The organism is Bradyrhizobium liaoningense, from assembly GCF_018130955.1.
GTDB classification, from domain to species: Bacteria; Pseudomonadota; Alphaproteobacteria; order Rhizobiales; family Xanthobacteraceae; genus Bradyrhizobium; species Bradyrhizobium liaoningense_C.
The window spans coordinates 71,625-92,095 of sequence record NZ_JAFCJM010000007.1 but is presented as its reverse complement, the minus strand read 5'-3'; the positions used below and the strand labels follow the sequence as shown (position 1 = coordinate 92,095).

General features: G+C 56.9%; 15 protein-coding genes and 1 pseudogene. 1 reads left to right on the top strand and 15 read right to left on the bottom strand.

Annotated features, from left to right (window positions below; all coding sequences use genetic code 11):
* Nucleotides 1-404: 404 nt before the first annotated feature.
* The 13 genes and pseudogenes from JQ632_RS08120 to JQ632_RS08060 form a co-directional block, all read right to left on the bottom strand.
* The gene (locus JQ632_RS08120) at nt 405-2,126 is read right to left on the bottom strand and encodes a thiamine pyrophosphate-requiring protein (protein WP_212401774.1); all 1,722 of its coding nucleotides are present in this window, start codon (nt 2,124-2,126) and stop codon (nt 405-407) included.
* 206 nt (nt 2,127-2,332) lie between these two features.
* Nucleotides 2,333-3,652, bottom strand: a complete 1,320-nt coding sequence (fahA, locus tag JQ632_RS08115) for a fumarylacetoacetase (RefSeq protein WP_212401773.1) — start codon at nt 3,650-3,652, stop codon at nt 2,333-2,335.
* Nucleotides 3,653-3,764: 112 nt separating this feature from the next.
* The gene (locus JQ632_RS08110) at nt 3,765-5,036 is read right to left on the bottom strand and encodes a flavin-dependent oxidoreductase (protein WP_212401772.1); all 1,272 of its coding nucleotides are present in this window, start codon (nt 5,034-5,036) and stop codon (nt 3,765-3,767) included.
* 179 nt (nt 5,037-5,215) lie between these two features.
* Nucleotides 5,216-6,532 (bottom strand): MFS transporter, encoded by a 1,317-nt coding sequence (locus JQ632_RS08105; protein WP_212401771.1) that lies wholly within the window; start codon nt 6,530-6,532, stop codon nt 5,216-5,218.
* Nucleotides 6,533-6,747: 215 nt separating this feature from the next.
* A complete protein-coding gene (locus JQ632_RS08100; protein WP_212401770.1) occupies nt 6,748-7,821 on the bottom strand; it encodes a flavin reductase in 1,074 nt (357 codons plus the stop codon).
* Nucleotides 7,822-7,855: 34 nt separating this feature from the next.
* Nucleotides 7,856-8,884, bottom strand: a complete 1,029-nt coding sequence (locus JQ632_RS08095) for an LLM class flavin-dependent oxidoreductase (RefSeq protein WP_249151608.1) — start codon at nt 8,882-8,884, stop codon at nt 7,856-7,858.
* A gap of 351 nt (nt 8,885-9,235) precedes the next feature.
* Nucleotides 9,236-9,589 (bottom strand): VOC family protein, encoded by a 354-nt coding sequence (locus JQ632_RS08090; RefSeq protein ID WP_212401768.1) that lies wholly within the window; start codon nt 9,587-9,589, stop codon nt 9,236-9,238.
* A gap of 117 nt (nt 9,590-9,706) precedes the next feature.
* A complete protein-coding gene (locus tag JQ632_RS08085; RefSeq protein ID WP_212401767.1) occupies nt 9,707-10,480 on the bottom strand; it encodes an MBL fold metallo-hydrolase in 774 nt (257 codons plus the stop codon).
* A gap of 37 nt (nt 10,481-10,517) precedes the next feature.
* Nucleotides 10,518-11,411, bottom strand: a complete 894-nt coding sequence (locus tag JQ632_RS08080; RefSeq protein WP_212401766.1) for a hypothetical protein — start codon at nt 11,409-11,411, stop codon at nt 10,518-10,520.
* A gap of 215 nt (nt 11,412-11,626) precedes the next feature.
* Nucleotides 11,627-12,553 carry an alpha/beta hydrolase gene (locus tag JQ632_RS08075; protein ID WP_212401765.1) on the bottom strand — a complete coding sequence of 309 codons (927 nt, stop codon included), beginning with the start codon at nt 12,551-12,553 and terminating at the stop codon, nt 11,627-11,629.
* A 117-nt stretch (nt 12,554-12,670) separates the two neighbouring features.
* Nucleotides 12,671-14,623, bottom strand: a complete 1,953-nt coding sequence (locus tag JQ632_RS08070) for an NAD(P)/FAD-dependent oxidoreductase (protein WP_212401764.1) — start codon at nt 14,621-14,623, stop codon at nt 12,671-12,673.
* A gap of 524 nt (nt 14,624-15,147) precedes the next feature.
* A pseudogene (locus tag JQ632_RS08065) lies at nt 15,148-15,527 on the bottom strand (VOC family protein).
* 354 nt (nt 15,528-15,881) lie between these two features.
* Nucleotides 15,882-16,826, bottom strand: coding sequence for a helix-turn-helix domain-containing protein (locus JQ632_RS08060; protein WP_212401763.1), 945 nt, complete (start codon nt 16,824-16,826; stop codon nt 15,882-15,884).
* 207 nt (nt 16,827-17,033) lie between these two features.
* Between JQ632_RS08060 and JQ632_RS08055 the strand changes: the two genes are divergently transcribed.
* Nucleotides 17,034-17,786 (top strand): alpha/beta fold hydrolase, encoded by a 753-nt coding sequence (locus JQ632_RS08055; RefSeq protein ID WP_212401762.1) that lies wholly within the window; start codon nt 17,034-17,036, stop codon nt 17,784-17,786.
* Nucleotides 17,787-18,121: 335 nt separating this feature from the next.
* Here JQ632_RS08055 and JQ632_RS08050 read toward each other — a convergent pair whose 3' ends face one another.
* Nucleotides 18,122-18,469, bottom strand: coding sequence for a hypothetical protein (locus JQ632_RS08050; RefSeq protein ID WP_212401761.1), 348 nt, complete (start codon nt 18,467-18,469; stop codon nt 18,122-18,124).
* A 276-nt stretch (nt 18,470-18,745) separates the two neighbouring features.
* Entirely contained in the window at nt 18,746-20,356 is a 1,611-nt protein-coding gene (locus JQ632_RS08045; RefSeq protein ID WP_212401760.1) for an NAD(P)/FAD-dependent oxidoreductase, read from the bottom strand.
* Between the last annotated feature and the right edge of the window lie 115 nt (nt 20,357-20,471).

The window sequence follows — 20,471 nt, the reverse complement described above, 5'->3', positions numbered from 1 at the left end:
GGTGACACGGGACAGCTCACGTCAGCCCGCGGCGGCGCCGTGGTGCGGCCGGCGCATCGACCGAAAGCCGGCCGGAAGCCATGCTGACACACCACCCGGTGAGGACGATGTCTGGCCCCCTCCAACAGCATATTCTGTCGCCGCCTGTGCGTGACATGGACTCCTGTCCGAGTGACTTCGGGAAGACGGCCTTGGCGTCCGCGGCATGCATCGCCTAGGACTGTCCCGGTTACAAAGAGATCGCCTGCGATGTTGCGGCGGTTGCTCGCCTGATGAGCGAGCATCTGCACTATAGTCGACACAGTTCGTCCATCGACGCCTTGCCGAACACTGCGGAGGCAAGCAGCGATACGTTCTACCGGCCGGTCGTTAAGCTTGGCCGTCCTGCGGCTTTCATCCCGGGGTTATCGGATCGGCTGCGTATGGACGTTCAACAAAGCGGGGATTCCCGAGCGCACCTTCTTGAAGGCGCGCGCTAGCGCATCGGGAAGCAAAGCTGGATCGTCGACCGCCTCGCCCCAGCCTTGACAGCATTCCGCCACTCTCTCGAAGGCCGGAGATGGATCGAGGCCCTGGACAGGCATGGCGTTCACCCTCGATGCTGCACCGTCTGGATAGACGGCGAGCGTAGATTGCTTCACCGCAAGCCATTGGTGATTGTTCGCAACAATCGTCAGAATTGGTAGATTCTGTGCTCGCTGCACGTAGTGAAACGGAACGGGATTTCCGAACATGTACGAGCCGTCCCCTACGATCGCAATGACATCGCTATTTGGTGCGGCGAGCTTTGCACCAAGTGCCGTGCCGAGACCGCCCCCTAGTCCGCCAGCCGGCGAACTTCCAATGTAGCGATCCTGCCCCGAAAACTCCAAGCGGCTCACCGCAGTACCGAGTTCATTGATAATAATAGATCCTTCGGACTTCGCCTCATTTATGCAGTGCGCAAGCCACGCTGGGTGGATGGGCGATTCGTCTCGCGAACGTCGCACGAGATCGGTCCTAGCTTGCAACGTTTTCGCCCGCTCCGCAGCAATCCGATCCTGTCTCTTCCGTCGAACGTCATCTTCGAGCGTTCCTGCCAACTCATTTAACATCTCAAGTGTCGTTGCGACGTTCCCGGCTACCAACAGATCGGCTTCAAACTCTCGAAAGGGGTGGCGGCTCACTAGGGGATCAGCGCCGATATGCACCACCTTAGTGGCTGGCCTGGGTCTGGAAAAGCGGGGCAACCACGGTACGGCGCTGTCGATAACAAGAACGAGGTCAGCGTCCTGAAGATGAAGCCCAGGATCTTGCGCGAATCCAAGATTCATCAGGTGATTGCTGGGTAAGTTGGCGTCCGTTGCATTGATCTGAAGAACCGGAATTGCCTGAGAACTGCAGAGCCTCGACAGCGCGACCGCTCCCTCTCGCGATCGGCCCGCCGATGATGTCAGAATCAGGGGGGACCGCGATTCGGCCAGCATCCGTAACACTTGATCCACGACATGTCTCGACGGTGCGCTTGACGAGACGCCAAGTGGTCGGACGCTATCGCGTCGCATTGGTACTGTTGCGTCGGCAAGTACCTCTCGCGGTAATGCCAGGTAAACCGGCCCGCGTGGCTCACTCATTGCTATGTCGAGAGCGCGATCGACTAGAGCTTCGATGGGTTGACCGGCTCGGAGTTCGTAGTCCCATTTAACGTATTCGCGAAGCATACTTCCCTGATCGAACGATTCCTGCCCCCAATGGATATAGACATCTCGCGAGGCGGCATGTCCCGTCTCCGTTGCTGGCGTACGACCTGCACAAAGGAATACCGGAACGTTATCACGCGCCATATTCATGATCTGGCAGATAGCGTTTGCCGTCCCGACGGTAACATGCAGCATTACGGCAGCCGGCTTCCCCGTGACGCGGTAATAACCATTGGCCATGGCCATCGCCAGGTTCTCATGTGGCACAGTCACGAATGTCGGGTACTTCCGGTCACCGTCGGCGGCCGACAACACTTCGATGATGGGCGCAAAATCGGTACCCGCGTTGGCAAATACATACTCGACGCCACGAGCTACCAACCGTTGCAGAAACGAGGACGCCGCAACCTCCCTGGGACGCATTGATGAATTCTCACTCTGAGTCATGGTGCCTCGCTGATTTTCATCTTCTCGGCCGATTTGATTTCGCTTCCGTCCGAATTAACCAACCGAGCTCTCATTCCGGGCGCCGTGTTCATAGCAGGCCGAGGCTAGGACAGGCCACACCGACCGGTCTGGACCCTTAGGTCTGCCGCACTTTGATATCGAACCTCTTGGCCACCGTGGTCAACAGAGAGACGGGACGACCTACTTCAACCCGCGGGCGACGCTGTGATACGGCCGGCGCATCGACCAAAACCGATGGGTGCGAAGCCATTCCGCGCGCAGCGGCCGGTGATGACGATCTCGTCGCCATCCTCCAAAAAAGTGCGCTGCTCGCCGCCTGGTAGTTGCAGCGGCTCCTTTCCGGCGCGAGTGATCTCGAGAAGACTACCCAGGGCGTCTTCCGCATCGCCCGAGACCGTGCCGCTTCCAAAGAGATCGCCCGCTTCGATATTGCAGCCGTTGCTCGTCAGATGAGCGACCATCTGCCCGACGGACCAGTATAGTTCGCGCGTGGAAGTCCTGCCGAGCACTGCGGAGCCGGCGTTCTCCTTTAGCATTCTCGTCGTCGCGAGCCGCGTCTCGAGCATCACATCTACCGCACCGCAAGCGCTATCTCCGTCATCAGCGAGATGCGGAAGCGGCGCAGGATCGCCCGTCGGGCGTTCGCGCAAGCGTACGCGGAAGGGACGGAGAGCGTCCGCCGTCACTACCCATGGTGAGATCGTGGTGGCGAAGCTCTTGCCCAGGAAGGGTCCAAGCGGCTGGTATTCCCAAGCCTGGATATCGCGCGCCGACCAATCGTTGAGTAGACAGAAGCCGAATACGTGTCGCCAAGCCTCCCGCAGCGTCACTGGCCTGCCGCGCTCCGAATAGCCGCCGATAAAGACGCCGAGTTCCGTCTCGAAATCGAGCCGCTGGCTGGGCCCGAACGACGGCGCTTCCTCCCCGTCTACGCGCGTCTGCCCCGCCGGGCGGCTGACCGGGCTTCCGCTGACCACGATGGTCGACGCACGGCCGTTATAGGCCACAGGCACGTATTTGTAGTTCGGCAGTAGAGGTGCGGTTGGCCGGAAAATGCTCCCTGCGTTGGTGGCGTGCTGAATGGAGGCGAAGAAATCTACGAAACTCCCCGGCCGTACCGGCAAGAACATTTCCACCCCGTCGCTTGCATGAAGATGCCGCTCAACACGCCTGTGATCTGCATTCCCCGCAGACAGCAAGTCCGACAATGCTAGGCGCAGGGCCGTCCATGCACGAGGAGCGAGCGACATCAGCGGCCGTAGATCGGGAGCGATCAGTGTGTCCGCGATAGGTTTGACCTCCCCCAGAAGCGACGACACGGCTGCGACGTCAAGGACGTGGCCACCGATCGCGACGCAGCCACGTGGAGCGTTGCCCGAGCCAGTTTCGCGGAAAACCCCGAAAGGCAGGTTCTGGACCGGGAAATCGGAGTTCGGCAGATTTGCGCTCGTCACCCAACTGAGGCGCAACGGGTCGTGGCTACGATCAAGATCTGTACTAGTCAACGAGTGCCTCCTTCATAGAACGGACACTCTATCGCTTTGGCCGACCATTCTATGTCCCACAATCAAGTGACATCCGAGTTCACGGGCCGCTTGACCGCGGGAACCAAGCGGCTCAGACCCGTGATCCGGCAACACTCAGCGATGGTCTCTGATTCAGAATTTCAGGATCGAAGCCTGCTGCGATCTTGAAGCTTCGGGCGATGCTTTCAAGCTCATGGCGCGGAATGATCTCTTCAATGGACGTGAAGCCGTTGGGGGCTCTTTCCTCAGCCATCTGCATGACAATTTCAGGCCCGTACGCGCGATTGCGGAGCATGACTTCAGTGACGACCGGCAAGCGCTCCCTTTCGTAGGAGACCAACGCGCCGGCGGAATCGAGGGGCGACTCGGCGAGGGCCTTCGCAAGCACCCTGGCATCAATGATCGCCTGGGTACCCGCCTGCGAACCGATCGGGCGCATTGGATGCGCGGCATCACCTAAAAGAGTCACGCGTCCGAAACTCCATTTTGGTAATGCATCGCGGTCGACTTTTGGATGCTCGTAAATCTCTGTGGTCTGCTCGATCAGAGCTGTGACATCGATCCAATCGAACTTCCAGTCTGCGAAAGGTGCGAAAAACCGCTCCTTGGGAACTCGTCGGTCCCAGACCTCTTGCTTGTCGAGGGTCCACTGCCCACCCAGGACCGTCAACCAATTGATCAACGACTTACCGCTGGCGGCGATCTTTTTGCTCATCGGGTATATCACGGCGCGCTGCTCGCGGTGGCCAATCATCACCTGGGTGCGACCATCCAGAAAGGGATCAGCGATAACCGAACCGCGCCACTGGACCCGACCACTATCCACTGGTGGCCCTTCATTGGGGTATAAAATCCGGCGAAGCCGGGAATTGATACCGTCAGCTCCAATCAGGATATTTCCCTTGAACGTTCCGGCCGACCTCTGGTTTTGCCGGTCGATGAAATGCGCGCGGACTTCGTTCTCGTCCTGATCGAAGGACTCGAAATGAAAACCGACATGAAGACTGCCCTCGCCGGCCCGTTCGCGTAGCGCCGTAAGCAGGACAGCCTGCAGGTCGCCGCGGTGAATTGAATATTGCGGCCATTTGTAGCCGGCACGCAGACCGCGTGGTTCGCTCCAGATCAGTTGGCCGAGTTTGTTGTAGTAGGATAGTGTGGAAGTTTCGATTGCTGTCGCCGCGAGACCTTCGCCCAGCCCAAGTTCGGTGAACTCACGCACAGCATTCGGTTGCAGGTTGATACCCTGGCCGAGCGGCTTGATGTCGCGGACCGTTTCGAAGACTTCAACGTCAATGCCGGCTGCGTGCAGACTCAACGCGGCAGTGAGGCCCCCGATCCCGGCTCCAATGATAATTGCCTTCATCAAGATCTCCACCCTGGTTGGATTAGTGAGCAGCGACCAGCGCCGGTCGATCGCCGAATGACACCCCGGTCGGGCGCGTCACCTTTGCAGATTGACGTGTTTTCGACTTTCGAAAAGATCAGCTTGGACGGAATCGGTACTCACTAATCTTTTCGCATCGCAGGCCTCTCGCATGACCTCTATCCCGCGTATTTCACTTCTGATGTGACTGTCGCCGCCGAGTTTCGCTTCAACTGCCAAAAGACGGTGATCAAACACAGCCCACCGAGCGCGGCAAGCAGGCCACCCGCGGTTGCCAGGGCGTATACCAGCGCGTCAGATCCACCGCCGAACCACTTATCCGCAAGCACCGCCACGAAAGTGGGAGCGAGCGCATAACCAGTGATACCAACCCAAGAGAAATGGATTCCAGAAATTTTGCCGATTGTTGTGCTGGGCGACACATGCACTATGGTCGTTGTACCAACGGTGAATAGTGCCGACGCAAGCAGGTTGAAGAGCGCCAGCATCGTCCAGGTCACAATAATTGAATTGCTAAAGGGCGCTACGACGGCGGGAATTGCAATGAGGACGCATCCGATCGCGCCGACCAGTGGCACCCCAGGCTTACCCAGCCGTTTCAACGCGAAATCTATGGCAAAGCCTGAGAGAAATTGGCCGGCCGTACTCAAGAACAGAATGATTAAGCCGAGCGCAAATCCAATCTGACTGGGCGGAATATGCCATGTGCGTCCGAGAAACGCCGGGACCCATGACGAGTATCCGACCAGCAACATGATCGTTGCGCCGTTGGCGATAAAAAGCGGCACGAAGATCATCCAGCGTGAGCGCAGGTCGTCGAATGCTTGCCGCACTGTGGCTTCCTGGCCGGTGGCCGACGGACGACGCTTGGGTTCGGGAAAGGTGTAGACCAGCGCCGCGATCGGCAGAGATAAGAGCCCGCAAGTGATCAACACCACCTGCCAGCCGTGGAACGATCCCACGGAATCGCCAACGAGCAGAAGGATCATGCCTCCTCCAACCAGAGCCAAGCCGCCGCCCACGCTCGCGCCCATCGACCAAACACCAATCGCCCTCCCTCTGAATTCCGCATCGAAGACGTCCCTGATTAGAGACAAGGCGGCCGGGCCAGAGACTGTCTCGCCAGTGGCAACCCCCAAGCGTCCAGCGAAAAGCGTCGTATAATTGACAAACGAACCGCAAAAAATCGTCGCGGCGCCCCAAACGCTTATCCCGGTCGCCAGAATCTTACGGCGAGAGATCTTGTCGACCAGCGAACCGACTAATGGTGTTATGAAGAAGTAAGGCAGAACAAACGCGGCGCCGATGAGAAAGCTCATCTCTGTATCGGTGATACTGAGATCGCGCTTGATGGGCTGCACCAGCAGCGGCAGGACGTTTCGGTCAATGAAAGCGACCGCATTGACGAGGCACAGAATCAGCACCATCCTCCATTGGACCCTTGTCGGTACAGCTGACGTGACGCTCGACTTCATTTTGTTACTCCCCCTCATCTTTTGTTTTTAAGTTGGCATGGTTTGCACTTGCACTTTGTCGACGACGCTGATGGCTCTCGATCAGCCAGTTCGGGCCTATTTTGTCACCGCGTCCTTGAAGCTGGCGGCGTTGCTGCGACGGTTGCCATTTACAGCGCACTAGACGCTCGCCGGGGGCAGTCCGTCTCTATTCGGGGTTTCGGTTCGCGGTCACCTTACGGATCAGCGGCTTGTGGCGTCCCATGAACGTGCCCATTTTCACCGACGTAGCCGAGGCGTCGGGACAGGCTTCGGCCTGCGACACGTAGCGCCTCTGCAAGCGGACTATCGAGTCTTGGCTCGAACTGCCCTGTGTCGCCGACTGCCGTGATTGTAAGGACCGCATGCCCATTCGCGTCACGCACGGGCACGCTCAGGGCGGAGTCTCCGCCGCCAAGGCGGTTGATTGTCATGGCTAGACCATGCGCGCGTGCAGTCTGTAGATCCGCGCTCCAACGTTCGATCGCGGAAGGCGAAAGCTCTGCTTCGACGAACGGTTCGGTCACGCTCTTTGGCAAATGCGCGGCAAACGCGATTCCCGGTGCTGTCAGTGTGACCGGAAGCACGAGTCCGACAGGCAGGGTCTTTCGCGGCGAAGTCAGTGACGGCGCCCAATTAATCACAGTCGGTCCGTGGCTACCCCAGACGGCGAGGGCAAACGACTGGTCGAACTCTGCAGCCAACCGCGCTATGACGCGGCCGCCGAGGCGCATTGCGTGAAACGGACCATCGCCAGGCGTTTTTCCGCTTTGTGGCGGAGCCAGGTCATGAGTATCCGCGACCAGGTATTTCCCGCCACCGAACACCAACGGCCTCCTAGCCGTTCGCCGGATCTGTTCTACCTCCCCGAGGAAGATCGTGTGATCGCCTCCGGGAATTGCCGAAACAAACCTGCAGACCAGCCAGGCGCTGGTGTCCTTGAGGATGGGAAGGCCGTGGTTGCCAATGTCGATTTCCAGGTTCGAGAACTTGTCTGGGCCCGAGCGGGCGAACCTGTTCGAAAGGTCGATCTGATCTTCAGCCAAGATATTGATCACGAAGCGGCCGCTCTTCGAGAAGATGGGATAGCTCGGCGACGAATTCGATTGGCTCCAGAGTACCAACGGAGGATCAAGAGAAACCGAGCTGAACGAATTCACCGTCAGTCCGTGATGGCGCCTCTCCTCATCCACCGTCGTAACCACGGTCACCCCAGTGACGAATGAACCCAATACATCGCGGAGTTCTCGATGATCAAATTGATAGCTCATCAGCTTACCTGGCTCTAGCAGAAGACTTGAGGACTTAAGCTGCCACGACCTCGACAGCCTCGAGTGCTGGCATCACCTCTTTGGAAAACAATTTGATCGAGGCACAGGCATCGGCAAAGGGCATGCTACCGAAAACGAAGCTCCCCATGAAGTAATTGAACCCGCCTCGGATAATCTGATCGGCCAGTGCGGACGCCACTGTCGTTGGGGAGCCCGCGACAGCCTGGCCGCTCTCGACGAGACTGTCGAAATCAGGAGGAAGCTTCATTCTGATCGGTTGGGCGTTGTTCTTCACCCACAGCTTCATGAAGCTGCTGTAAAATTTCGGCCATGCTTTGCGCCCGATCTCGCGAGCTCTGTCGTCAGTATCGGCCACGATCACGTAACGGTTGATTCCAATCAGGGGCTCAGGACGGCCGTCAACGTCCGATTTCCTCCATTCGGCACGGTAGGCGTCAGAAATTTCCCGCAGACGCGGCGCGGGTCCGCCGCATACAACATTGAAATTATTCTGCGCTGGCCACGCCACCGAGTCGGGTGATCCGACTGCGTACCAAATCTGGGGATGCGGTTGCTGGAAAGGCGTCATCTCGACGGCGAAGTCGTTGACCTTCCAGAACTCGCCCTCATGCGTCAGCGATTCCGACTTGAAATATGCTCTTATGATCGTCAGGGCCTCAGCATACATCTTCGCCGCTTGCTCGGGCTCAACGCCAAGCGCGGCAAGTTCAAAGGGTGAGGCCCCGCGACCAACCCCGAACTGGAATCGACCCTTGCTCAGATGGTCCAGCATGCAGATCTCTTCCGCAAGGCGGACGGGATGGTAGAGAGGCAGCAGATATACCAACGGGCATAAATGCAGATTTCGGGTGCGCTGCGTCAGCGCGGACATGAGAACGCTCGGAGAGGGCGCCGTGCTCAGCGAGGTCCCGTGGTGCTCGCTCATGTGATAGCAGTAGAAACCGCTCACATCGTAGAGCTCCGCCAGCTTCAGACGCTCTTCGTACTGCTGAGCCAGCGGCAAGCCGCCCCAATCGTTCTGGTCGAATATGCCGAACTTCATCACAGAATGCCTTCTACGTTAGAACGCCGCTAGCGCTTGCTCTTCACATCCGCCGACCATTGTGCGGTCCCGCGCTCTCTAATGCTCGGCATCTGAATTTTGGTACTCGACGCGAGCGGCATCGTTTAAGCACAATTGACGCAAGCTAGATGTCACATTCCGATGTGACATCTGAAACCGATCGGTGCCATTCGCTCTTTGTCGTGTTGACACTGCCTTTGCGGAGCGACTCCGCATTTGAATTTTCGCATCGCATCGCGATATGACGACCGGACGACTCGAATATGCCAGAACTCTAAAGACGCGCTCGCCGAACCGGGCCTGGTTCGCTGCTTCGCCCGATGAGGCCCGCTACCCTCCGCTCGAGATGAGAACTTGAAACTCGTTCCCATCCGGATCGGCAAAGGTCACGACGGTGCCGTGCGCACCCATGTCCCGCAGAGCAAGGAGGGTGCCACCTGCATCTTCGACCTGCTCCCGAACGGTAGCTAATTGTCCGGCCTTGAAGACAACCATCACGCTCTGGGTACTTCCCGCTTCCTCAGGTGAGCTTAGGGAAAATGTCACGCTCCCCGTGTCGAACTGGCACCAGGACGACCGGTCGCGGAATTTCGTGACCAAGCCAAGCGCTTTTTCGTAGAACCGTTGAGCGCGATCCATGTCGCTGATCACAACATAGATGCCGCTAACACGGGCAGTTTGCATCGCTCTTCCCCCGGTACACACTTGCGAACACTGTTTTTGTACTGAACAGCCTATTCGTGTTCGCGCATCGGAGACGCCCGCAGTTTCGCACAGGCAGTCCAATCGATTGCGACCCGGCTAAGGCCGCTCCAGCAATGCCTCGTTCATCACAGGTACCAGCCGGGCCGGCTCGGTGATGACACTGCCGTGAGCGGGGCATATAATTTTAGTCGAGTACTCGTTGAGCATCTGCCGGAGTTCAACTACGACCGTGCTATTGTCCGCAAAGCGCGACCAATAAAGTGCCAGGTCCAGTATCTGACGCGCGTCGTGCACCGTCGGCTTTTGCGAGAGCTCTTCACTCAACAAAACGCAGTCATTGGAGTCAGAGTGAGAGAACGCGAAACCATCGGAGACAAAAAGCGCCTGATCAAAGTCATCGTAAGCCCAATATGATGCTTTCAGATCCCGGATCACCGCAGGCAGTACTGTTATGCGACGACCGCCCAGGTCAATTACATCGCCGGCATCACTCTGCTGAAATCGCTCCCTGATATACTGATCCGGAAAATAGAGGTGCAGGTTCCGTGTTTCACCGACGACTATGGCACGAGGGAACGCGTCCAACAAAAGACCCAGATTTCCCGCGTGAGGATACTCTTCATGCGTAGGAAAGATGAAGGTCAGATCGTCGCCAACAACAGACCGGATGTACGAGGCAATCTTTCTAAAGTCCTTCGGGTGCCCTGTATCAATGAGCATATTGCCGCTTTCGCCGATAACGAGGTAAGCAGAAAGATGCGTATGAAACGCACGTCCGTCTACAGCCAGATGAAAACATCCCGTCATCAAATGAATGCCGTTAGTAAGCTTACGCGCCCCGAAGCCCACATATTTCATATCGTCTTCCATAGCCTCGCTCCCGTGACGTTCGATCCGAATTGGACGATCAGCGCGACAGCACAGACGAGGCATGAAGCGGCAGGTTGCGCGCATCCAGCATCTTCATTGCCTCGATCAGCCCCCACAGTCGCGAGTTAACGGCATCTGCTCCGATGATGACCTGCCCCCGAGTAGGCGCGAGAACCTCTATATTTCTCTGCGAGAAATACTCTTCCAAGATTGCTATGATCCCGCTCAGATGTCCTCGGGAGAGCCATTCGAATTTCATGGCGAGCTCACGCAGCATCAAAGCTATCGCCTCATCCTTGGAGAGGACGTCCGAGTTGGTTCGAATCGCGGGCGTCTTGGACACCGCGGCGCAGAAAATATCGGAGCAGAACAGCGTGCGCGTGTTTGCATCGTGAAACCACAGTGACGGCAGCACGCGGAGCGGTGTTTTAAACGGCTCAAGACGGACTTCACCATTAATGGAGATGCTCTCGCCTTCATCCGCGGCAATACATTGCACTCCAAACTCGAGCATCAACAATTCCGCGCTGCGCTTGTCGAAGCTTTCAGAACGCACTTCCGCAGAATCGCTAGGAAAAAATTGCAAAGAGCTCATCTGGGGCGCCGAATGAACGGCCTCAATTCCGAAGTCTTTGACCAGGTTGGGTATGTTGCACACACATTCCGGTTCATTGCGCGTGACCGCGATCCTCTTAAAATGGTCTCCATCACGCAGTAGATTCCGCAATTGCTCGCGAATGATCCCACGATGGGCAGCCGCGCCCGATTCCACCAGGAGGCAGTCGTTTCCGCTTCTCAACAAATATGAGTTATACGCAACGAACTTCCCTCGATCTTCCGCTGAATACCAGCTTATCCGTTCGTCGATCTGCTCGACGCCGCCCAGCAGAAACAGCTCTCCTCGAACGATTTCAAATGTCTGGCCTCGCATCGCAAGTCCTTTCGTGCCCACCATTATGTCGAGCGCACGGCTACAAGTTCGCAGCCATACTCGAACCGATTATCTGCAAGGCGTCCTCCAGGAGACTGGATGCGCGCCCGAACACACCTATCGAGAGTACCGCGACGAACGTGAGCTGCGCAGCTGGTCGAATCCAATGGGGAGCTAGTCGTATACCCGCCGCCGACGTCACAGCGCGAACTGGACTATCCAGGCTGCGACCGCAGAAAGTTGGCCACTTCATCGTAAAGCTCCTCTGCGCGTGGAACGGCGCCCGACGACCAAAACGTTCCGTGAATGAGTCCATCCATTCTGACGGCGCGAACGTCGACGCCGGCGGCGGCCAACTTGGCACCGTAAGCTTCGCCTTCATCTCGGCTGGGATCGTACTCCATCGTGACGATCAAGGTGCGAGGAAGGCCCGCAAGGTTTCCGGCGATAGGACTCGCATAGGGATTATTCCGGTCCTCGGCGGCCGAGAGATAATGTTCCCAGAACCAGGACAGTGCCGCCGTGTGAAGGAAGTATCCCTCAGCATGCTCACGCATCGAGGGATAGTCGGACTTCGCATCGACTACGGGATAAAGCAGAATCTGACCGGCCAGCTTGGGACCACCCCGATCGCGCGCAATCAGGGCTGTCGCTGCCGCAAGATTGCCTCCAGCGCTGTCGCCCGCCACGAAAAGCTTGTCAACATTTCCGCCAAACCGAGCGATGTGCTGAGCTACCCACGTCAGTGCTGCGAAAGCATCATCTAGCGCCGATGGAAACTTATTCTCGGGAGCTAGCCTGTAGCTTGAAGCAACAACGATTGCGCCTGCTTTATTGGCTAACGCGCGGCATGGCTCATCAACAACATCAAGACCACCTCCGACCCATCCGCCGCCGTGAAAATACACCACTACCGAGAGAGGCAGCTGTCCTCTTGGCACGTAAATCCGGGCTTGCAGCGTTCCGGCAGGGCCAGGGATGTCGACCGAATGCACCTTCGCAACATCTTGTGGCGGCTTCTGCGTTCCGACGGCGCTCCCAACGGCCCCACGAAACTCCTGAATGTCCATCAACTCGAACGATTTGGCTCCCGCCTGCTGCAAAAATGCGAGTAGCTCACTCACGTGTTGATCAAGTGCCATAACTTCCTCCGCTTGCAATTGCGCTGTTTAGCGAGCTCAGCCCCTGCAGGGCCAAAAGTGGCCGCCTGCATACTTCGGCTATTCGCACTACTCTTGTTCGATCGCTTGATCGTGGATCTAGCTGCAAAGCCCAAAGCGGAAGTCAGCGGCAACGATCGCGTTCGTTCTCTGATAGAACTCTGCCGCGGTAAACGGATAGTTTTGACCTACTCGTCCGCTTGCATCCTTGTACCAGCTGTTTACTTTTGAATATCCCCAAGCCCTGGCCTTGTTTGCTTCGTCCACCCGTCTGTCGTAATCCGCGAATACTTCCTCCCGCACGTCCATAGTGCGCGCGCCCTTCTCCAGCATTACACGAATCGCATCGACGATGTACTTCGCCGTCAGTTCGGAAAACATCACGATGCTTGCGCCATGCACCACCAGATTCGTATTCGGGCCGTACATGCAGAACATGTTGGGGAATTGAGGAATCGTCATGCCGAGATAGGCGCGCGCGCCGTTGTTCCAGGCATCCTGCAGAGAACTCCCATTGACCCCCCGAACCTTGATTGGGAACAGAAACTTGGAGGCGTGAAATCCTGTCCCATAGACCATTACATCGAAATCGTGATTGGTGCCGTCGACGCACGTGATCCCACCTGGGGTAATTTCCGAGATATTTTCCTTAACTACAGCGACATTGTTGCGCTTCAACGTCTTAGCCCATGTACCGTTGTCGCGAAGAATGCGCTTAGATCCTACCGGTGAGTTCGGAATAATTGCGCCGCGCAAATCTGGCCGGTCCGCAATCTGGGCTTCGAGCCAATGCAGCAATTGTTGCCGGACGAAATTGTTGCTCTCGGAAACCGCCTGCTCGCTAGCAGCGTATTTCGGATCAACGACGACATGATCCAAAATCCCGGGTATTTGCAGCATCAGGAGACTTCCGCGATACCATTGGGCGTAGCCCGGAAGACTCTTCAGAAGCCATCGCTGGCTACCCTCGACCCGCTCGTGTAAATTCGGCGTCGGCAGGAGCCACGTTGCAGTTCGCGCGAACACCGTGACTTTCGCGGCGACATTCGCAATCTGAGGGATGAATTGGCACGCACTCGCGCCGGTACCGATGACTCCAACTCGCTTACCTTCGAATTTGAAGTCGTGGTTCCATTGCGCCGAGTGGAATGCCTCCCCCTTGAAGCTATCGATACCGGCGATCTCGGGCATTTTCGGACGGTTGAGCTGACCGACCGCGAAGACGACCATGTTCGGAGAGACGGTTTCAATCTTGCCAGCAATATTGACCGTCAACTTCCAACCTTGCTCCTCGTCGCTCCAAGCCGCCTCCGCGACCTCCGAGCCAAACTTGATATACTCGTAGAGACCATTGTCTTTCGCGACTTGTTGAAGATACGACAACGTTTCGTCACGTAGACCGAAATAATCGCTCCAGACACGAGGCGCTGAGGCGTAACTGTAGACGAAGCTATTGATGTCAACCCGGCAACCCGGATAGTGATTTTCAAGCCAGGTACCGCCCACCTCACCATTCTTCTCATAGATTGTGAAAGGTATTCCGGCTTGCTTTAGCCTAACCGCCGCGATTATGCCGCTCTCGCCGGCGCCAATAATTGCGACATTAAACGGACGCTCCGGCGCGATTGCCTGCTTGTTCCATTGCGGCTGACGCAAATCATGCCCATCGAAGATCAATTCCTCGGCGAGCAATGGAATGAGAGGTTCGATGGAGCTACCGAGAAACCACTCCCCAATGCCACGGAGGAGATCATAGGTCGGTCGGACCGGCGCCCCCCCTCCTCGCCTTTTATGGTCGGCCAGACGCCGATAGCACTCTTCGCGAATAATCGCTTTCTCTTCGTCAGCAACATTACACTGGGCTACGCCGAGCACATCAACAGGGCGCCATTCGTTGCGTAGCACCGAAAGGTCGCCGGTCGTGTGGGCGGTTGTCATAAGAAGCGTCGGCAAGTCCGCGCCAACTCGGATATGACTCTGCAGTTCAGCTCCATCGGACAAACCTTGAAGACGACCGGCAGCCTGACGTGTTTTCAACTCTTGCACAGTCACAGTTTCCTCCCCGACGGGATACTCGCTCGTTCCGTGCCGTGCGGACCCCTCTGCAAGCTGATATTTAGACGGCAACGCGGCACGCTGCTTGACGTCTAAGGCGAAACCGCTTTGCCCGCAGAGCACTGTGCAGCGCCGACGACGCGTAATTCACCGCATGGATGGATGAACCTCTTCATGCAATCTCCGCTCTTAAGTTTCAGGGTCCTGACGAAGCCGAGCGACCCATTGCACGAACCCTTCCTGCATCGAAATTGCTTCGGTCATTCGCCCGCAACAAAAATTCGGCGCGCTCGAATGCGAGTCTGCCAATGGCGCTTTGTGACCAACAATGGGATCGCAGCGTGATCTGACGATTTCCGGCCGCATATAGTCGAGAACCGCCTTCCGTAAACGATCGCCGGCGCTAACGAAGATCGTATCCGGCTGCTTGATGCGCGGCGTCGAGACAAACGACTCCAACGTGCGGATTGGATCCGCGATCGGAGGCTTTATGTCGCGCGAGCGGAGCCCGCGTTCGCCGCTTAACACAGCTCCAGGTAGCGGCCAATTTCTATGAGGTTGCTGTCCGGATCCCGAAAGTAGAGCGAGATCATCTTACCCTCGGCACCGTCGCGCTCAATCGGTCCGAGCTCGATCGTGACGCCGCAGCTTTCGAGATGGGCGCGCATCTCTTCTACTGGCATCCGGGTGATGAGACAGAAATCGGCTGCGCCCGGCGTTGGCGCCAAGGCCTTCGGATCGAAGGTGCGGCTGGCTTCATGAACGTTGATCTTTTGCTTGCCGAACGTCATGGCAGTGGCGCCGAATCAATGCGCTTAAACCCGAGCACACGCTCGTAGAAAGCACAGGTCGTTTCGAGCGAACGGACGGTGATAACGAAGTGGTCAATGCGCTCGATCATCGTCCGACTCGGAAATGGCGCTGGAAAAGCGAGATCGTCTTGCGCACTTTGCCTCTCCAATTCTGTGCTCAATGAAGCAGATTCGAACGATAGTTTAAACGCATACGCGCGCAGCGCTTAGCATCCAAGGCGAAACAGCTTTGCTTGCAGAGCACTCTGAAGGACAATGCATTATGCGCAACCGGGTCGAGCAAGGCACATAAAATTTACGATCCCAGGATCGGCATTTTCAGACAAATCGGTTGCGCGCGATGACCGAACGGGCCCCGTGACGGCTTCGCCATTTCATATGCAACCAAGCCGCCTGGCAATCAGACGGCCGGCCGGGTTCGCAAGTCAATGGGCGGCCGGGCGTCAATTCCTGTTTATCGGCATGACGTCTCGGGGGGCTTGTCCAAAGGCTTCACGAAACGCCCTGTTAAAACTTGGAATATTGCTGAAGCCGTATTGAAAGGCGATACTGGTGACAACGCCGGGGGTCCATGGCTGACGCGTTAGAGCCATCCTGCAAGACTCCAAGCGGCGAAGCATTACCCACCCCATTGGGGATTGTCCTTCAGACGCAAACAACTCGCTCAGATAGCGGGTACTAATCCCGATCGCGGTTGCAATCTTAGCCGGTGACAAGTTCTCGTCGCCAAGATGGCGTTCAATGTAGTCGCAGGCCCGCTCCCATGTTTTTCGGCTTGCTTTGACGCGGGGGAAGGAATGTGATGAGCCCCGTTCCGACGCTGCCGCCGAGATCAGATCGATCGCTGCTAGATTGATTTGCGAGGAGCAAGAATTGGCAAGGCTATCAGCTTCGGCTCCGACGGAGCGTAAAAACTTGGACGCAATAAGTCCAACTCCGCTCGATCCGCTTATTCGCCGTCCAACATTATCGGAAAGGCCCCTTAACCGCGCCTCGACTTGCGTAGGCGAAAAACTGAGCCAAAGAATATCGGAACCCTCCGAAATGTCGATCGCGTACTCGTCGCGTGAATCGAGCAGTCCGATGTCGCCTTTTGAAATGTCTGACCGCCGCCCGTGTTGCTGAATAGTCAGTTCGCCAATGAGTGGCAAACATACGAAGACTGCCTGCGGTGACGCCTGGCGAATGTGTCGTGCGCTTCGGAGCACTTGATACCGGCCGCCGCGCGTAGTTCCACGAACGATGCGCATGCCCTCTAGTTCAGAGATGGTATATTGACCGAAGACTTCAGAGGCATTGATCATGTCGATCTCGACAAAAACAGATGACATGACGTTCGGCAGCAAGCCCTGCATACGCAGGACGCGACTGGAGTCCTTCCAACTCATGACGAACCTCCCTGTCGGTAAAGTTGTTATGCTGTCCTGGTAAGGACCGCGACGTTACTAATCGTTTAGGCTATTTTTGATCTTGTATCGGGTCAAGCTGTCACGTGGGTTGCTATCAGAGCTTAAAGCGCGCCGACGTGCCGCGGCTTTGGCCATACGTCGGACCGAGCACAAGCGTTGCACGCTGATTTTGAAGGAAGACCGAACGTGAGCCATATCACCTACGGCAGCGGACCTCATCGCGCGGTGTTGCTGCATGGATGGTTCGGGGACGCCCAATGCTTCAAGCCTATGCTTCAGGGGATTGATCCGGATCGCTTTGCTTTTGCAATCCCCGATTTTAGAGGGTACGGCAGCGCTAAGGGCTCTACGGGTCCTTTCAACATGGCAACAGTCGCCGCAGATGCGATCGCAGTTTGCGACAGCCTTGGCTGGGCGCAGTTTTCAGTCGTCGGTCACTCAATGGGCGGCAAGGCAGCGCTTCGGACCGCGACACTTGCACCAGACCGCGTTCAACGCATCTGCGCCATTACGCCCGTCTGGGCCGGCAAAGCCCCGCTAGACGCAGACGCCCTTGAGTTCTTTCGCTCTGCTGCCGAGCACCTCGACGCGCGGCAAGCGATCATAAATACATCGACAGGGGGGCGCCTACCCTCTTACTGGTCGAAGAGCGTCGCAACCCTCTCGATGACGACCTGTTCTGCGCGCGCATTTGCGGGATACTTCGAATCCTGGGCCCTGGACGATTTCGATCGCGAAGCGGCTGCGCTTGCTAACGAAACACTTGTCGTGACCGGAGGGCACGACTTGGGTATTCCAGAGCAGTTCATTCGAGAAACATGGCTCAAGCGACTTCCAAACGCACGGCTGACCCTTTTACCGGAATCAGGTCACTATCCGATGGATGAGTGTCCATTGATTTTGGCAGGGACTGTCTCGGCTTTCCTCGATCCTTCATAGGACGAAGAGGTCATCGGTCGCCGATTTAGCACGAGTAACGCAATCACTTACTGTTGCTCGATCACGAAGCAGAAACTCCGGAAGATCCTCCGCATCGGCCCTCCCCCCGGGCCGCAGCGCGACACGAAACCTTTCGAGCGACTTCACCGAGCTACAGTACGTTCCCAACTAGCACTACTTTGGCAGGGCGCGTACTCATAAATCGGGACACTGCGGACCAGGGCGCGTTTGATATCTACTTTGCTCTTAACAGCGCACAGAAGGGGGTCCGGCGGAGGTCTGAGTCGGCCAAACGGCGACTTTGCTTCGGCCACCTCGGAGGTATCCCTCAAGGATCAAGAGGGGTCATCCACAGAGGGGAACCTTTTCATGGGCGCCCGAAGTCGAGCGACGATTTTGCCTGCTCGCATGCCGTCGTTAGCGATTGTATTGAGAGTTCGTCGGACTTCTTCCAGGTGCGGCGGTTGAGCGCTCAGCCAGTTTAACCCGGCCTGTGCATTAGTGACCGTCGCTGTCAGCGCGTCGATGATGGCGCCATAGTTGCGCACAAATTCCGCCAGCGGCGCTTCGCCTTTCGCGTCGTCCAGACTTCCTTCTGGTTTGCTGAAACAGGCTCGATGCACTTTAAGCTGCCACAGATGCTTGCTGAACTGCGTTTTCGGCTTTGCGAGTGTCGGTCTCAAAGACAGTTGCGCCCCTGCGCTTTGCGACAAAACGTTGAAGCTCCGGTGGGATGGTGCGTTCCTTCTTCGCCACGAAGTACCAACTCGGCTTCGACCTCCAGGACATAGCGCACTCCTCTGCTGGGCTGTGAGAACGATTCGGCGCTGTCGGCCCAAGGAGCCGCTCCAACGTCGATACGAACGAGCTAACTCCTCCAAGGCGGCCATATTGGTAGATACTCAGACATCTGCGTCTTTATGAGCACTCGCCCTAATTCCGTGGAAGCCCCAGTTGGCTCATGCCAACCCAAATCCCTCATAGTCTTTGCTGGCCACATCCTCGATAATTTTCTTGTAGACGTGTGCTCCCCCAAGATAGGGCATGAAAACCCGCGGTTTCCCAGGTATATTTGCGCCCACATACCAGGAGTTGCCCTTCGGCATGAGAGTGCCGTTTGCCACCTCATTGACGTGTGACACCCATTTGTCTTCCGCATCGGGCAGCGCCTCGATGGACGACACACCCTTGCGCTTTAGATGCGCAATGCAGTCGGCGATCCAATCGACGTGCTGTTCGATTGACGCCACCATGTTTGTAAAGACCGACGGACTTCCAGGCCCCGTAACCATAAGCATATTCGGAAAGCCGGAGACTGCCATTCCGATATAATTTTTCGGTCCCTCGGCCCAGCGGTCTCGCAGCTTCAAACCATCGCGGCCGGTGATATCGATCTTGAGCAGTGCGCCAGTAATCGCATCAAATCCGATGGCGAGAATAACCGTATCCAGTTCGAACGATCGCGATTGCGTAGACAGGCCGTTCGGATTGAACGATCTAATCGGATCGCTCTTGACGTCGATCAACGTGACGTTATTTCGATTGAACGTCTCGAAATACGCGGTGTCGACACAGATGCGCTTGCCTCCGATACCGTAGTCGCTCGGCATGAGTTTCTTCGCCACTTCTGGATCACGAACAGATGCCGCGATCTTTTTCTTGACGAATTCGGAGGCGTGAGCATTCACGACCGGGTCGGTCATTATGTCGGTATAACCATGCACGAATCCGAATCCGCCGACTTTGGTCCAGCGGCGCTCGAACTCGCGTTCACGCTCCTCGTAACTGACCGAACTGCCCGGGATAGTACCAAAGTCGCTCAGCGTGTTAATGCGAGTGGCTAAAGCTGCTTTCCGCCGCTCAGGATAGTTTTGCTTCCACGCCTGCTCGTACTCATCGTCGATCGGCCGATTCAGTGCAGGAATGGAGTAGTTCGGCGTGCGCTGAAACACGTAGAGATGCTCTGCTTGCTCGGCCAACACCGGCGTCACCTGTATCCCTGACGAGCCCGTCCCGATGAGCCCAACCCGTTTGCCTTTGAGCTGAACGCCTTCGTGAGGCCAATCCGACGTACGGTAGACGTCGCCCTTGAAATTTTCCATTCCAGGGAACGAGGGAACGATCGGAACCGACAAACAACCGGTCGCCATCACGCAAAATGGAGCCTCGAACGCCTCACCCGCTTCGGTGCGGACTGTCCAAGTCCGGGAGTCTTCGTCGAAAGTGGCGGCGACCACACGGGTTTCGAGTTGAATATCGCGACGAAGGTCAAGTTTGTCAGCAACGAAGTTAATATAGCTTAGAATCTCCGGTTGAGGCGCATACAGCTGCGACCACTTCCATTCGCGCTGGATTTCGTCCGAAAAGGAGTATGAATATTGCATGCTTTCGATGTCGCAGCGCGCGCCGGGATACCGGTTCCAATACCAGGTGCCCCCAATCGATTTGCCGGCCTCTAGAACGCGGACGGAATATCCGTCTTTCCGGAGCCTATGCAGCGCGTACAAGCCGGCGAAGCCGGCGCCAATGACGATCACATCCAAAGGCTTCGCGCTCTTCCTTTCAGACATTTTTGGACCTCCCGTGTAACCTTTTATGCTGGTTGATTCTTCAGTCGTGTCCCTGCAGAGGCTTGCAACTAGGGAGCTTCGAATGCCGAAGCCAAACTCCGCGAAATCAGGTAGG

Coding starts and splice junctions, on each gene's coding strand:
- JQ632_RS08085 (WP_212401767.1), bottom strand. CDS start 10,480: ATGGAAGACGATATGAAATATGTGGGCTTCGGGGCGCGTAAGCTTACT.
- JQ632_RS08120 (WP_212401774.1), bottom strand. CDS start 2,126: ATGACTCAGAGTGAGAATTCATCAATGCGTCCCAGGGAGGTTGCGGCG.
- JQ632_RS08075 (WP_212401765.1), bottom strand. CDS start 12,553: ATGGCACTTGATCAACACGTGAGTGAGCTACTCGCATTTTTGCAGCAG.
- JQ632_RS08095 (WP_249151608.1), bottom strand. CDS start 8,884: ATGAAGTTCGGCATATTCGACCAGAACGATTGGGGCGGCTTGCCGCTG.
- JQ632_RS08090 (WP_212401768.1), bottom strand. CDS start 9,589: ATGCAAACTGCCCGTGTTAGCGGCATCTATGTTGTGATCAGCGACATG.
- JQ632_RS08100 (WP_212401770.1), bottom strand. CDS start 7,821: ATGAGCTATCAATTTGATCATCGAGAACTCCGCGATGTATTGGGTTCA.
- JQ632_RS08060 (WP_212401763.1), bottom strand. CDS start 16,826: ATGAGTTGGAAGGACTCCAGTCGCGTCCTGCGTATGCAGGGCTTGCTG.
- JQ632_RS08105 (WP_212401771.1), bottom strand. CDS start 6,532: ATGAAGTCGAGCGTCACGTCAGCTGTACCGACAAGGGTCCAATGGAGG.
- JQ632_RS08110 (WP_212401772.1), bottom strand. CDS start 5,036: ATGAAGGCAATTATCATTGGAGCCGGGATCGGGGGCCTCACTGCCGCG.
- JQ632_RS08045 (WP_212401760.1), bottom strand. CDS start 20,356: ATGTCTGAAAGGAAGAGCGCGAAGCCTTTGGATGTGATCGTCATTGGC.
- JQ632_RS08080 (WP_212401766.1), bottom strand. CDS start 11,411: ATGCGAGGCCAGACATTTGAAATCGTTCGAGGAGAGCTGTTTCTGCTG.